Below are 13,831 nucleotides of genomic sequence, written 5' to 3' on the forward strand. Positions count from 1 at the left end.
TCGCCCGGTCGCTGCGGTTCTCCGGCATGGCCTGCGGCCCGGACCGGGTGCGGGCGTTCCTGGCCGCCACCGCGCACACCGGGATGGCGGAGCGCTCCGCGGTGTACTGGGCGGGCCGGGTGACGTTGTGCGCGGACCCCGCGGACCTGGCCCGTTACGACGCCGCGTTCGCCGCGTGGTTCGGCGGCGCCGCGCCGCGGCCGCGGGCACCTGCCGCGCCGCGCCGGGCTCGGATCGCCCCGCTCGAACCGGGGGAGCGGCAGCAGGAGTCCGAGGAGGCCGAGCCGGTGCGCGCCGCGGCCGCCGACGAGGTGCTGCGGCACCGGGACCTCGCCGGCCTGGGCGAGGCCGAGCGCGAACACCTGCGCCGTCTGCTCGCGACCGTGCGGCCCGATCCGCCGGACCGGCCGGCCGCGCGGTGGCGCCGGGCCCGGCACGGCCCGCTGGACGCCCGGGCGACGTTGCGGGCGGTGCTGCGCTCCGGGGGCGAGCCGCCGCGGCTGGAGCGCAGGCGCCGCGGCCGCCGGGCCCGGCGGGTGGTGCTGGTGGTCGACGTCTCCGGGTCGATGGAGCCGTACGCGGACGCGCTGCTGCGGTTCGCGCACGTGGTGGTCCGCCGGGCTCCGGCGAGCACCGAGGTGTTCACGCTCGGCACCCGCCTCACGCGGGTCACGGCGCAGCTGCGCGGGCGCGACCCGGAGCGGGCGTTGCGGGCCGCCGCGGCGGCGGTGCCGGACTTCTCTGGCGGCACCCGGCTCGGCGAGGTGCTGCGGGCCTTCCTGGACCGGTGGGGGCGGCGGGGCACGGCGCGCGGCGCGGTCGTCGTGGTGTTCTCCGACGGCTGGGAGCGCGGTGATCCGGCGCTGCTCGGCGAGCAGCTGCGGCACCTGCGGCGGCTGGCGCGGGCTGTGATCTGGGCGAACCCGCACGCCGGGCACGGCGGGTACGCGCCGGTGCAGTCCGGGATCGCGGCGGCGCTGCCGCACTTGGACGCGCTCGTACCGGGGCACAGCCTCGGCTCGTTGCAACGGGTGTGGGCGGAAGTCGTCCGCCTGGGCGGGAATGCGACGGCCGTCCGGGGTGCTGAGATGGCCATGACACGGCGAGGTGCAGCGGAGGTGGGCCGTGCGTGACGTGCTCGACGAGGTGTTCCAGCGGTGGGAGTCCGGGGAGTCGGTCGGCCTCGGCACGGTGGTCGCGACCTTCCGGTCCGCGCCGCGCCCGCCCGGGGCGTCGATGCTGGTCACCGAGGGCGGTGAGGCCGTCGGCAGCGTCTCCGGCGGGTGCGTGGAAGGAGCGGTGTACGAGCGGGCGACCGCGGTGCTCGACGGCGAACCGGCGGCGTTGCAGCGCTACGGCGTCAGCGACGACGACGCGTTCGCGGTCGGATTGACCTGCGGCGGCATCCTCGACGTGTTCGTGGAGCGGGTGGACCGCGATTCGTTCCCCGACTTCGACGCGGTCGCGAAGTCGGTGCGCGAGGAGGAACCGGTGGCGGTCGCGACCGTCGTGGACCATCCCGATCCGGCCCGGGTCGGTGCCCACCTGCTCGTGTGGCGGGAGCGCACGCAGGGTGGGCTCGGCGAGGCACGGGTCGACGACGCGGTCGCCGACGACGCCCGCGGCATGCTCGCCAGCGGTCGCAGCGGCGTCCTGGAGTACGGGCCGCAGGGGCAGCGGCGCGGCGAGGGCATGCGGGTGTTCGTGAACGCCTTCGAACCGCCGCCGCGGATGCTGGTGTTCGGCGCGATCGACTTCGCCGCGGCGATGGCCCGCATCGGCTCGTTCCTCGGCTACCGGGTGACGGTGTGCGACGCGCGGCCGGTGTTCGCCACCCGCTCCCGGTTCCCCGGGGTGGACGACGTGGTCGTGGACTGGCCGCACCGCTACCTCGCGGCGGAGGCGGAGGCGGGCCGGCTGGACGCGCGGACCGCGGTGATGGTGCTGACGCACGACCCGAAGTTCGACGTGCCGGTGCTGGAGATCGCGCTGCGGCAGCGGCTCGGCTACGTGGGCGCGATGGGTTCGCGGCGCACCCACGACGACCGGATGCTGCGGTTGCGGGAGATCGGGGTCCCGGAGGCGGACCTGGCCCGGTTGTCCTCTCCGATCGGCCTGGACCTGGGGGCCCGCACCCCGGAGGAGACAGCGGTGTCGATCGCCGCCGAGCTGATCGCGCTGCGCTGGGGCGGGCTCGGCGCCCGGCTCACCGAGACGGAAGGACCCATCCACCGCTGACGGCCCGCCCGCTCGGGGCGACTCCTGGTGCCGACCGACTACGTGGAGGTCCCCGGCTCGCCCGGGGTCGCGGAGCTGGCGCCCGGCGAGACCGCCTACGCCGGCGTGCGGGCCGAGTACGGGGAGACGGACTTCGTCGCGGTCGGGTTCGGCGCGACCCCGGCGGGCACGGCGGGGTTCAGCAACGTCGTGGTCGAGGGGCCGGGGAGCCGTACCCGTGGCTGCCGATCACGAGCCTGCGGATCGGCACCGTGCAGCCGACCCCCGACGGCGTCCTGCTCTGAGGCCGGGGGCGGTCGTCCCGTTCGGGGCGATCGCCACCCGCGCGCGAGCGTCCGGGTTGCTCGCGGAGGGGCGGCGTAGCAGGCTCGGTGGATGTGACCCCTGTCACTCGAACGGGGCTCGCGTTTCCCGAACGCCCGCGCTCCCGCGGCCCGTCCTCTGGAGGCCCGATGCCGCGCATCACCGTCAACGTCGACGGCACCGACCACACCGACGACGTGGAGCCCCGAACCCTGCTCGTGCAGCACCTGCGGGAGCGGCTCGGCAAGGTCGGCACCGTCGTCGGCTGCGACACCAGCAACTGCGGCGCCTGCACCGTCCACCTGGACGGGCAGAGCGTCAAGGCCTGCTCCGTGCTGGCGGTGCAGGCCGACGGACACCACGTCACCACGATCGAAGGGCTCGCCCGCGACGGCGAGCTCCACCCCTTGCAGCAGGCCTTCCACGACGCCCACGCGCTGCAGTGCGGGTTCTGCACCCCCGGCATGATCATGCAGGCGCTGGACCTGCTCGCCGAGACGCCCGACCCGGACGAGCAGCAGGTCCGCGAAGGCCTCGAAGGCAACCTGTGCCGCTGCACCGGCTACCAGAACATCGTCCGGGCCGTCCAGGACGCGGCGCGGCGGATGCGCCCCGGGGCCGGGCCACCGCTGGAACAGGACGCCCCGCGGCAGCGCACGTCCGCCGAGACCCGGACCGAGGTGGGGCGGCCATGACCTCCACCGCCGAACCGGAACTCGGCCGCGCGCGCAAGCGCAAGGAGGACGCCCGCCTCATCACCGGGCGCACCCGCTGGACCGACAACATCGCGCTGCCCGGCATGCTGCACCTGGCCGTGCTGCGCAGCCCCGCCGCGCACGCCCGCATCGCCTCCATCGACACCGAGCGCGCCGCGAAGATGCCCGGCGTCCGCGCCGTCCGCACCGGCCGCGACCTCGCCGCCGTCCAGGGCAGCCTGCCGTGCGCGTGGCCGATCACCCCGGACATGAAGGCGCCGCAGGCGCCGTCGCTGGCGGTGGACGCGGTGCACTTCGCCGGGGAGGCCGTCGCCGTCGTCGCCGCCCGCAGCGCCGCCGAGGCCCACGACGCGCTGGACGCGATCGACGTGGACTACGACGACCTGCCCGTGGTGCTCGACCTCGACGCCGCCGCAGCCGCGGATTCCCCGCTGGTGCACGAAGAACTCGGCACCAACCGCAGCGCCACCTGGACCTTCGACTCCGCCGAGGCGGGCACCGGCGGTGACGTGGAGCGGGCCCTCGCCGAAGCCGAGGTGCGGATCGACCGGACCTTCCGCCAGCAGCGGCTCATCCCGGCGTTCATGGAACCCCGCTCCGTCGTCGTCGACCCCACCGGCGACCAGTGCACGATGTGGTCGGCCACCCAGGTCCCGCACATCCTGCGGCTCATGCTGGCGACCACGCTGGGCGTGCCGGAACAGCGGATCCGGGTGATCGCGCCGGACGTCGGCGGCGGGTTCGGCGGCAAGCTCCAGGTGACCCCGGAGGAGATCATCACCTTCCTGCTGGCCCGCGAACTCGGCGTGCCGGTGAAGTGGACCGAATCCCGCTCCGAGTCGATGGTCGCCGCTCACCACGGCCGCGACCAGGTGCAACGGCTGTCGCTCGCCGCGCGCCGCGACGGGACCGTCACCGGGCTGAAGGTGGAGCTGCTCGCCGACATGGGCGCCTACTTGCGGCTGGTCACCCCGGGCGTGCCGATCCTCGGCGCGTTCATGTTCAACGGGATCTACAAGTTCCCGGCCTACCACTTCAGCTGCACCACCGTGTTCACCAACAAGACGCCGACCGACGCGTACCGGGGTGCCGGGCGGCCGGAGGCGACCTTCGGCATCGAGCGGATGATGGACGAACTCGCCGCCGAGCTCGGTGCGGACCCGCTGGAACTGCGGCGCAAGAACTGGATCGAGCGCGACGAGTTCCCGTTCGACACCGTCTCCGGGCTGACCTACGACTCGGGCGACTACGCGGCGGCGACCGACGAGGCGGTGCGGCTGCTGGGCTACGCGGAGCTGCGCGCCGAGCAGGCCGAGCGCAGGCGGACCGGTGCCGCGGTGCAGCTGGGCATCGGGGTCTCCACGTTCACCGAGATGTGCGGGCTCGCCCCGTCCAGGGTGCTCGGGTCGCTGTCCTACGGCGCGGGCGGCTGGGAGCACGCGGCGATCCGGGTGCTGCCCACCGGTGGGGTCGAGGTCGTCACCGGCGTCTCCCCGCACGGGCAGGGCCACGAGACGGCGTGGAGCCAGCTGGTCGCCGACCGGCTCGGCGTGCCGTTCGAGGACGTCGCGGTGCTGCACGGCGACACGCAGACCTCGCCGAAGGGCCTGGACACCTACGGTTCGCGGTCGCTCGCCGTGGGCGGCATGGCGGTGGTCGCCGCCGCTGACAAGGTGATCGAGAAGGCGCGGCGGATCGCCGCGCACCTGATGGAGTGCGCCGAGGACGACGTGGAGTTCGAAGCGGGCCGGTTCGGCGTGCGCGGCACCTCGCGGAGCACCGCGTTGGGCGAGGTGGCGCTGGCCGCGTTCGCCGCGCACGACCTGCCCGAAGGGGTCGAGCCCTCGCTGGACGCCGACGCCACCTTCGACCCGGAGAACTTCTCGTTCCCGCACGGCACCCACCTGTGCGCGGTCGAAGTGGACACCGAGACGGGCCGGGTGCGGATCCGCGAGTACGCGTGCGTCGACGACGTGGGCACCGTGGTGAACCCGCTGATCGTGGAGGGCCAGGTGCACGGCGGGCTCGCCCAGGGCATCGCGCAGGCGCTGTACGAGGAGGCCGTGCACGACGAGAGCGGCACCCTCACCACGGCGACGCTCGCCGACTACCTGGTGCCCTCCGCCGCGGACCTGCCGGAGTACACCACCGGCCGCACCGAGACGCGGGCGACGTCGAACCGGCTGGGCGTGAAGGGCGTCGGGGAGGCGGGCACCATCGCCTCCACCCCGGCGGTGGTCAACGCGGTGGTGGACGCGATCCGCCACCTCGGGGTGACCGACGTGGAGATGCCGTGCTCACCGCAGCGGGTGTGGCGGGCGATCACCGGGGCGCGCGCCTCCGGCGCCACCGCACCGGAACCCGGCGGCGGCACGGGTTCGATGAACCGAGTTCCAGGAGGCGACCGATGATCCCGGCGGCGTTCGACCACATCGCACCGTCCACCGTGGAGGAAGCGGTGCGCGCGCTGCGGGAGGCCGGGGACGAGGCGAAGGTGCTCGGCGGCGGGCAGAGCCTGCTGCCGGTGCTGCGGATGCGGCTCGCCGACCCGCAGCTCGTCGTCGACCTCGGCCGCATCCCGGAGCTGCGCGGCGTGCGGGAGGAGGGCGGCACCGTCGTCATCGGCGCGATGACCACCCACCACGACGTGCTCCGGGACCGGCTGGTCCGCGCGCACCTGCCGCTGCTCGCGCAGGCCACCCGCACCGTCGCCGACCCGCAGGTGCGCCACCGCGGAACGTTCGGCGGGGCCCTCGCGCACGCCGACCCGGCCGGGGACCTGCCCGCGCCCGCGCTGGTGCTGGACGCGGAACTGGTGCTCGCCGGGCCGGACGGGCGGCGGACCGTTCCGGCCGCCGAGTTCTTCACCGACCTGTTCACCACCGCACTGGAACCGGACGAGCTGCTGGTGGAGGTGCGGCTGCCGAAGTGGACGGGCTGGTCGGCGCACTACGAGAAGTTCAACCGGGTCGCCCAGGCCTGGTCGATGGTCGGCGTGGCCGCCGCGGTGCGGGTGGACGGCGGCGCGATCGCCGAAGCCCGCGTCGGCCTCACCAACATGGGGCCGGTGCCGATCCGCGCGTTCGGGGTGGAGCGGGCGCTGGTCGGCGCCCCGGCCGAAGCGGGTGCGATCCGCCGCGCCGCCGAGCTCGCCACCGAGGGGACCAGCCCCGCCGCGGACGCGAGCGCCGACGTGGACTACCGGGAACACCTCGCGCAGGTCCTCACCGGACGAGCGGTGGCCGCGGCCGCCGGGGTGTAGGAATGGACGGGCCGGTGCGCCCGGCGCGCACCGGAACCCGGGTGCCCGGCGGTGCGCGCGGGGTCGGTCACCGGCCGCCGAGCTCCGCCCCGCACGTCGTGCGGCGATCTACCAGGAGGGCCTGTCCCGTGCAGATGCAGCACCACTTCACCGTCCCGGTCCCGGTCGACGTGGCCTGGCCGGCGATCATCGATCCGGAGCGGGTCGCCCCGTGCATGCCCGGTGCCACGCTCACCTCCGCCGAGGGCGACCGCTTCACCGGCTCGGTGAAGGTGAAGCTGGGCCCGATCTCCTTGCTGTACAAGGGATCCGGCTCGTTCCAGGAGGTCGACGAATCGACGCGGCGGGTCGTGATCGACGCGGGCGGCAAGGACGCCAGGGGCAACGGCACGGCGGCGGCGACGGTGACCGTGACGCTCACCGAGGAGGACGGCCGCACCTCGGCGGCGGTGGACACCGACCTGAAGGTGACGGGGAAACCGGCGCAGCTGGGGCGCGGCCTGATGTCCGAGGTGGGCGGGAAGATCCTGCACCAGTTCGCGGCGAACCTGGCGCGGAGCCTGACCGGGCAGGACGCGCCGGCCTCCCAGCCCGGTGGCGGGCGGACCGGCGCCGGGGAGGGCCTCGCGGCGAGCTCCGGAGCCCGGCCCGCCGCGTCCGATCCCGGCGGCACCACCGGGGAGGACGAGGCGTCCCGCGCCGGATCGGACGGCCCGGACCGCTCGGACCCGGGAGCGGGGCCGCGCCGGTCGCCGGACCGCTCCGGCCACCAGGACAACGGCGAACGGCCCCCGGGCCGCGCGGGGCGGAACCCGGCGTGGCGGGTCACCTCGCCCGCCGCCGCGGAGCGGACCGCGCCCGCCGAAGCGGTGGCCGCCACGACCACCGCCGTGCGGGGTTCCGCGCACCGGGCGGACGCCGTGGTCACCGGCGGCCCGGCGCCGTCGGAGGAAGCCATCGACCTGCTCGGCGCGGCGGGCACGCCGGTGCTCAAGCGCGCGCTGCCGGTGGCCGCCGCCGTGGCGACCGCGGCGCTCCTGCTGCGCGCCCTCCGCCGCAGGCGCGCCCGGCGGTGAACCGCGCCTCGCCGCTGGTCAGCGGCGGGTGCGGGTGCCCGCGCCGACCACGCCGGCCAGTCGCGTCCAGCCCAGCGCGGTGTAGAGGTGGCGGCCCTGCCTGCTCGCGGTGAGCAGCCCGGTTCCCGCGCCGAGGTGGACGGCCTCCCGCGCGAGCGCGCTCATCAGCGCCCCGCCCAGGCCGCGCCTGCGGTGCGCGCGGTAGGTGGCGATGTTGTGCGCCACGGCCACGTCCCCGTGCACCACCATCACGCCGTGCGCGGCGGGATCCCCGCGTTCGTCGGTGATCCGGGCCGCGAGCACCGGGCCCTCCCGGTCCAGCTCCACGGCGTACTCCGGGGCGGCGTCCCGCCGCGGGTGCGCGGCCAGGTCGGTGCGCATGAAGTGCTCGCGCGCGGGCGCGAGCCGGAGCCCTTCCGAGCTGAGCACGTCCTCGACGGCGGCGGGCGCGGTGGTCGGCACGGTCAGCCAGTCCGAGTGCGGTGATCCGGCCACCTGCGCGGCGTGCAGGCGCAGCGAACCGGGGTCGCCGTCGGCGTCGAGCACGATGCTCTCCAGGTGCCTGCCGGGTTGGCCGGACAGCACGTGCAGCGCACCGTCCGCCTCGTCGGCGGGGTCGAGCCCGCACGCCACGCCCCACCCGTGCTGCCACCGGCGGACCAGCTCGGCCAGCGGGGGAGAAGTGCGTTCCATGCCGCTAGCCAACCACCGCGCCGCCAACCCCGGCTCGGAGGGCGGTCACCGCGACGCGAGCAGCGCGTGCACCCGCACCAGGCGGTCCAGCCAGCGGCGCTGGTCGTCGGCGGTGGGCGTGGCCGCCGCGACCCGCGCCGGGTCGGGCTGCGGAGCGCGGCGCGGTACCGGGAGCACCCCGCCGCGCGGCACCAGCGAATCGCTGACCACGTCGCCGTCGAGCAGCGACATGGTGCCGAGCCCGCAGGCGAACGGCAGTTCCGGCAGCGCCCCGGCCAGCGCGAGCTGCGCGGCGAGCCCGACGCTGCTCTCGACCGCGGAGGACACCACGCAGGGCAGGCCGCACGCCTCGGCGACCCGCAGCGCCCGCCGGACCCCGCCGAGCGGCGCGGCCTTGAGCACGGCCACGTCGGCGGCCTCGGCGACCGCGACCGCCAGCGGATCTTCGGCGCGGCGGATGGACTCGTCGGCGGCGATGCGCACCTGCACCTTGCGGCGGACCGCGGCGAGGTCCTCGATCGTGGGGCTCGGCTGCTCCACGTACTCCAGGCCGCCCGCGGCGCGGTCCAGCTCGGCGATGCGGGCGATGGCGGTGTCCACGTCCCAGGCCGCGTTCGCGTCCACCCGGATCGCGGCGGACGGGCCGAGCGCGTCCCGGACCGCGGCGACCCGCTCCAGGTCCTCGCCGGGGTCCTGGCCGCGTTCGGCGACCTTGACCTTCGCGGTGGTGCAGCCGGAGGCGGCGGCGATGGCGTGCGCCCGCTCGGCGCCGACCGCGGGCACGGTGCAGTTCACCGGGACCTCGTCGCGCACCGGTTCCGGCCAGTCGCCCGCGCAGGACTCCAAGGCGGCGGCCAGCCACGGCACCGATTCGGCGTCGGTGTAGTCCTCGAACGGGCAGAACTCGCCCCAGCCCGCCGGGCCGCCGAGCAGCACCCCGTGCCTGCGGGTGATGCCGCGGAACCGGGTGCGCATCGGCAGGCCGTACACGCGGACCGCGTCGAGCTCGGCCAGGCTGATCGTCGCCCCGTTCGCGGTCATGTTCGTTCCTTCCGCTCGGCCGTCACCACGGCGTCCTGTCGCGCACATCGTCCTGCCGGTGCCACGTGCGGGCAGCGGGACGCACGTGCGATGACGTCGTGGGCGGTGCAGGTGTTCCCGCACCGGTCACGACGCGACGCACCGGCCACCCGCGGGGGCGGCCGGTGCGAACGGGATCCGGCGCGTCAGGCGACGCTGGGGCGGCCGAGGTCGAACACGTCGACCTCGAACCGGGCCCACTGCTGGCGCAGCGCGGTCACCCCGTTGTCGAGGATGTAGTTCAGCTCGCCCAAGGTCACCGGCAGCAGCGTGTACACCTGCAGCTGCTCGACGCCCTCGGGATCGGTGAAGCGGGTGAACTCCGGCGGGAACAGCGGATGCCCGCTCGCCAGCACCCCGTAGAACTCGGTGTCCGGCAGCAGCGGGGCCTCGTTCGGCACGATCTGGTCCGGCACCAGGTGCGTGCCGCTCTGCACCAGCAGCTCCGACGTCACGTCCACCAGGTGGCGGGCCGCCTCCGCCTGTTCCTTGTAGACGGTGCACGCCAGCTCCTGCGCCGGATCCGCGCCCAGCGGCTGGAACCGCAGCCCGGAGCTGATCACGGTGCTCAGGTGGTACTGCTCCAGGTGGAAGAACACCAGCCCGTAGCCGCGGTTCTCGCCGCGCACGTTGGGCGGCTCCGCGGCCGTCGGGGTGCCCGCGTGACGTTCGAGGTTCTCCGCCAGCCCGATGAACCGGTGCGCACCACCCATCGCGGTGTTGTGCTTCTCGGTGGTCATCCGATCTCCAGTGCTGCGTGTGCTGTCGCAACGGTAACCGGTGCCGCGAAGGGCACGGGCAGTTTCACCGACGACGACGAAAATACGACCTCGCTCCGCGGCGTCGGCGGCGGGTACCGCAACCGATCGGCCGTCCCGCGACGCTCGTGGTCCCCGGCCTCAGCCGCCATGCGGACCGACGTCCGGCAGGGCCGGACCGAGCAGGTCGTCGGCGTCGACGATGCGGTAGGCGTAGCCCTGCTCGGCGAGGAACCGCTGCCGGTGCGCCGCGTAGTCGGTGTCCAGGGTGTCGCGCGAGACCACCGAGTAGAAGTGCGCCTGCTTGCGCTCCGCCTTCGGCCGCAGCAACCGGCCGAGCCGCTGCGCCTCCTCCTGGCGGGACCCGAAGGTGCCGGACACCTGCACCGCCACCGAGGCCTCCGGCAGGTCGATGGAGAAGTTCGCGACCTTCGAGACCACCAGCCGGGAGATCTCGCCGCTGCGGAACGCGTCGAACAGCTTCTCCCGCTCCTTGTTCTTCGTGGAGCCCTCCACGATCGGCGCGTCCAGCGCCTCGCCGAGCTCGTGCAGCTGCTCCAGGTAGGCGCCGATGACCAGCGCCGGTTCGCCCGGGTGCTGGTCGAGGATGGCGCGCACCACGGGCGCCTTGGTGCGGGCGGTGGAGCACAGCTTGTAGCGCTCCTCGGCCTCGGCCGTCGCGTACCGCAGGCGCTCCTCGTCGGTGAGCGTCACCCGCACCTCGACGCAGTCGGCGGGCGCGATCCAGCCCTGCGCCTCGATGTCCTTCCACGGCGCGTCGAACCGCTTCGGCCCGATCAGCGAGAACACGTCGCCCTCCCGGCCGTCCTCGCGCACCAGGGTGGCGGTGAGGCCGAGGCGGCGGCGGGACTGCAGGTCCGCGGTCATCCGGAACACCGGCGCGGGCAGCAGGTGCACCTCGTCGTAGACGACGAGGCCCCAGTCGCGGGAGTCGAACAGCTCCAGGTGCTTGTACTCGCCCTTCGACTTGCGGGTGATCACCTGGTAGGTGGCGATGGTGACCGGGCGGATCTCCTTCTTCTCCCCGGAGTACTCGCCGATCTCCTCCTCGGTCAGCGAGGTGCGCTCGATCAGCTCCCGCTTCCACTGCCTGCCCGCGACGGTGTTGGTGACCAGGATCAGCGTGGTGGCGCCCGCCTCGGCCATGGCGGCCGCGCCGACGAGGGTCTTGCCCGCGCCGCAGGGCAGCACGACCACGCCGGAGCCGCCCGCCCAGAACGACTGCACCGCTTGGCGCTGGTAGTCGCGCAGGGTCCAGCCGTCCTCGTGCAGTTCGATGGGGTGCGCTTCGCCGTCCACGTAGCCGGCGAGGTCCTCGGCGGGCCAGCCGATCTTGAGCAGCAGCTGCTTGAGCCTGCCGCGCTCGCTCGGGTGCACCGCGACGGTGTCGTCATCGATGCGAGCGCCGAGCATCGGCTGGACCTTCTTGTTCCGCAGCACCTCTTCGAGCACGGCGCGGTCCAGCGAGGCCAGCACCAGTCCGTGCGCCGGGTCCTGGGCGAGCTGCAACCGGCCGAACCGGCCCATCGTCTCGACGATGTCCACCAGCAGCGGCTGCGGCACCGGGTAGCGGGAGAACCGGACCAGCCCGTCGACCACCTGCTCGGCGTCGTGCCCGGCGGCGCGCGCGTTCCACAGCGCCAGCGGCGTGATCCGGTAGGTGTGCACGTGTTCGGGGGCGCGTTCCAGCTCGGCGAACGGCGCGATGGCGCCGCGGGCCTCGTCGGCTTGGGCGTGATCGACTTCGAGCAGCAGGGTCTTGTCGGACTGGACGATGAGCGGTCCGTCGGTCACGGGTGCGGCTCCTCGGGCTGGGCGGTTCTTTGCGCAGGTGGATCGGCCTGCGGGAACAACGGCTGGGCCGGGCACCAGTATTCCACCGCCCCCGGTGGCGCCCCGGTGCGGCGTCCGCGATGTCGGAACCGAACGGTTCAGGAAACGTTTCCGCCGGTTCCTGCGTGGCCCGCGGGGCCGTCGGCTAGGTTTCGCTCGGTCGTAGATCATTTAGGAGTTGTGTCTTCGTGAGCGTTCCGCCGCAGGATCCGCACTCGCCGGTCCAGCCGTCGGGGTCGTCGCCGGAGTGGGGGCGGCCGGGCGGGCACCCGCAGGTCGCGCAGGGTCGCCCGCGGGGGTTCTCGTCTCAGCCGGACCAGCAGCACCCCGGCTGGCAGGACCACGACTGGCGGACGCACGGCTGGCCGGACCACGAGGACCGCGGCGACCGCGCCGACCACGAGGACCGCGCCGACCACGGGGACCGCGCCGAGCCGGACCGGGTCTGGCCGGAGCAGGGGCGGCGGTACGGGAGCCTGCAGTACGGCGGCCCGCTGCCCGGGTTCACCCCGCTCGCACCCGCGCCCGGCCCGCTCCTGCCCAGCCCGCTCCCGCCCGGTCCGCTCCGGCCCGGCCCGCCGCACCTCGCGCCCGCCGGGCCACCGCCGAAGCGCAGGCGCGGCCTGCTCGGCGCCGCCCTCGGCTGCGGGGCGCTGCTGCTGCTCGGGGTGGCCGGCACCTTCGTGCGGTCGCAGGTCGGCATGGCCGAGGCCGTCCCGCAGGTGGGCGAGTGCGTGGCCGTCACCGACGACTCCGAGCGGACCTTCGCCTACGAGATGACCGCCTGCGGCACCGCGGACTCCGACCACCGGATCGTGCAGGTCCAGCACGGCGGCGCGAGCTGCGACGGCGACTACTCCGAGATCACCCGGGCCGGCACCCGGCTGTGCCTCATCCCGGACGTCGTCGTCGGCGACTGCCAGCGGGTGCCCGGCGCCGACAGCGCGGGCGCCACCATCCCGACCGGCATCGACACCAAGGTGCCGTGCGGCAGCCCGGCCGCCGACGTCCAGGTCGTCGGCGCCGCCGACACCACCGCGGGCGAATCGGCCTGCCCCGAGGGGACCGCGAACTACTCGGTGTTCACCGCCCCGCCCAAGACCTTCTGCTTCAAGCTGACGGACTGAGCCTGGACCGGTGCGCGCCGGTGTGCTGGGCTGGTCCGGACGTCGAGCCGGGAGGTCGGGGATGGGTGAGCGGACGGTCCGGGACGTCACGCGGGACCTGCTGCGCGAACTGGGGCTGACCACCGTGTTCGGCAACCCCGGCACCACCGAGGTCCCGTTCCTCACCGGCTGGCCGGACGACTTCCGCTACGTGCTCGGCCTGCAGGAGTCCGTCGTGGTCGCGATGGCCGACGGGTACGCCCAGTCGCGGCGGGCGCCGGTGCTGGTGAACCTGCACTCGGCGGGCGGCGTCGGGCACGCGCTGGGCTCGGTGTTCACCGCCTACCGCAACCGCACCCCAATGATCGTCACCGCCGGGCAGCAGACCCGGACGCTGGTGTTCGACGAACCGTTCCTCGGCGCCACCGACGCGGCCACCTTCCCGCGGCCGTACGTGAAGCACAGCTGCGAACCGGCGAGCGCCGCCGACGTGCCCGCCGCGATCGCCCGCGCCCACCGGCTGGCCACGACCGCGCCGCAGGGGCCGGTGTTCGTCTCGATCCCCGCCGACGACTGGGGCCAGCCCGCCGCCGACGTCCCGGCCCGCCCGGCCACCCCGAACCCGGCACCGGACCCGGCGGCGCGCGCCGAGCTCGCCGCCGCCCGCGACCGCTGCGTGCGCCCGGCGGTAGTCGTGCGGCCCGGCGGCCGCCCCCCAAGGGGCGGGGCGGGACTGGTGGGGGTG

The 13,831-nt window shown here is 74.9% G+C and carries 11 protein-coding genes and 1 pseudogene; 8 read left to right on the top strand and 4 right to left on the bottom strand.

Translation table 11 applies throughout. The features are described from left to right. Positions 1-26 precede the first annotated feature (26 nt). The 6 genes from LCD35_RS15300 to LCD35_RS15325 all read left to right on the top strand — a co-directional run bounded on the left by LCD35_RS15300 (position 27) and on the right by LCD35_RS15325 (position 7,595). Positions 27-1,133: a VWA domain-containing protein gene (locus LCD35_RS15300; RefSeq protein ID WP_224960050.1), complete on the top strand. Its 1,107-nt coding sequence runs from the start codon at positions 27-29 to the stop codon at positions 1,131-1,133. Beyond that, complete coding sequence (locus LCD35_RS15305; RefSeq protein ID WP_224960032.1) at positions 1,126-2,238, top strand: XdhC/CoxI family protein; 1,113 nt, start codon at positions 1,126-1,128, stop codon at positions 2,236-2,238. The genes LCD35_RS15300 and LCD35_RS15305 overlap by 8 nt, the downstream gene beginning before the upstream one ends. Before the next feature lie 452 nt (positions 2,239-2,690). After that, positions 2,691-3,236 (top strand): (2Fe-2S)-binding protein, encoded by a 546-nt coding sequence (locus LCD35_RS15310; protein WP_224960030.1) that lies wholly within the window; start codon positions 2,691-2,693, stop codon positions 3,234-3,236. Continuing rightward, on the top strand, positions 3,233-5,668 hold the full coding sequence (locus tag LCD35_RS15315; RefSeq protein ID WP_225044369.1) for a xanthine dehydrogenase family protein molybdopterin-binding subunit: 2,436 nt from the start codon (positions 3,233-3,235) through the stop codon (positions 5,666-5,668). The genes LCD35_RS15310 and LCD35_RS15315 overlap by 4 nt, the downstream gene beginning before the upstream one ends. After that, positions 5,665-6,519: a xanthine dehydrogenase family protein subunit M gene (locus tag LCD35_RS15320; RefSeq protein ID WP_225044370.1), complete on the top strand. Its 855-nt coding sequence runs from the start codon at positions 5,665-5,667 to the stop codon at positions 6,517-6,519. The genes LCD35_RS15315 and LCD35_RS15320 overlap by 4 nt, the downstream gene beginning before the upstream one ends. A gap of 128 nt (positions 6,520-6,647) precedes the next feature. Continuing rightward, positions 6,648-7,595: an SRPBCC domain-containing protein gene (locus tag LCD35_RS15325; RefSeq protein ID WP_224960026.1), complete on the top strand. Its 948-nt coding sequence runs from the start codon at positions 6,648-6,650 to the stop codon at positions 7,593-7,595. 18 nt (positions 7,596-7,613) lie between these two features. Here LCD35_RS15325 and LCD35_RS15330 read toward each other — a convergent pair whose 3' ends face one another. The 4 genes from LCD35_RS15330 to LCD35_RS15345 all read right to left on the bottom strand — a co-directional run bounded on the left by LCD35_RS15330 (position 7,614) and on the right by LCD35_RS15345 (position 11,941). Then, complete coding sequence (locus LCD35_RS15330; protein WP_224960025.1) at positions 7,614-8,288, bottom strand: GNAT family N-acetyltransferase; 675 nt, start codon at positions 8,286-8,288, stop codon at positions 7,614-7,616. Between the two features lie 45 nt (positions 8,289-8,333). Further along, a complete protein-coding gene (locus LCD35_RS15335; RefSeq protein WP_224960024.1) occupies positions 8,334-9,329 on the bottom strand; it encodes an o-succinylbenzoate synthase in 996 nt (331 codons plus the stop codon). A gap of 185 nt (positions 9,330-9,514) precedes the next feature. Next, complete coding sequence (locus LCD35_RS15340) at positions 9,515-10,108, bottom strand: suppressor of fused domain protein (RefSeq protein ID WP_224960023.1); 594 nt, start codon at positions 10,106-10,108, stop codon at positions 9,515-9,517. Positions 10,109-10,267: 159 nt separating this feature from the next. Further along, positions 10,268-11,941, bottom strand: coding sequence for a DNA repair helicase XPB (locus LCD35_RS15345; RefSeq protein ID WP_224960022.1), 1,674 nt, complete (start codon positions 11,939-11,941; stop codon positions 10,268-10,270). Between the two features lie 227 nt (positions 11,942-12,168). Here LCD35_RS15345 and LCD35_RS15350 point away from each other — a divergent pair, with 227 nt between their 5' ends. Both LCD35_RS15350 and LCD35_RS15355 read left to right on the top strand, forming a co-directional pair. Next, positions 12,169-13,107: a hypothetical protein gene (locus LCD35_RS15350; RefSeq protein WP_224966595.1), complete on the top strand. Its 939-nt coding sequence runs from the start codon at positions 12,169-12,171 to the stop codon at positions 13,105-13,107. A 61-nt stretch (positions 13,108-13,168) separates the two neighbouring features. Continuing rightward, positions 13,169-13,756, top strand: a pseudogene (locus tag LCD35_RS15355) (thiamine pyrophosphate-binding protein); the annotation flags it as partial. Positions 13,757-13,831 lie beyond the last annotated feature (75 nt).

The sequence above is a fragment of the Saccharopolyspora sp. 6V genome (assembly GCF_020176785.1).
Lineage (GTDB): Bacteria > Actinomycetota > Actinomycetes > Mycobacteriales > Pseudonocardiaceae > Saccharopolyspora_C > Saccharopolyspora_C gregorii.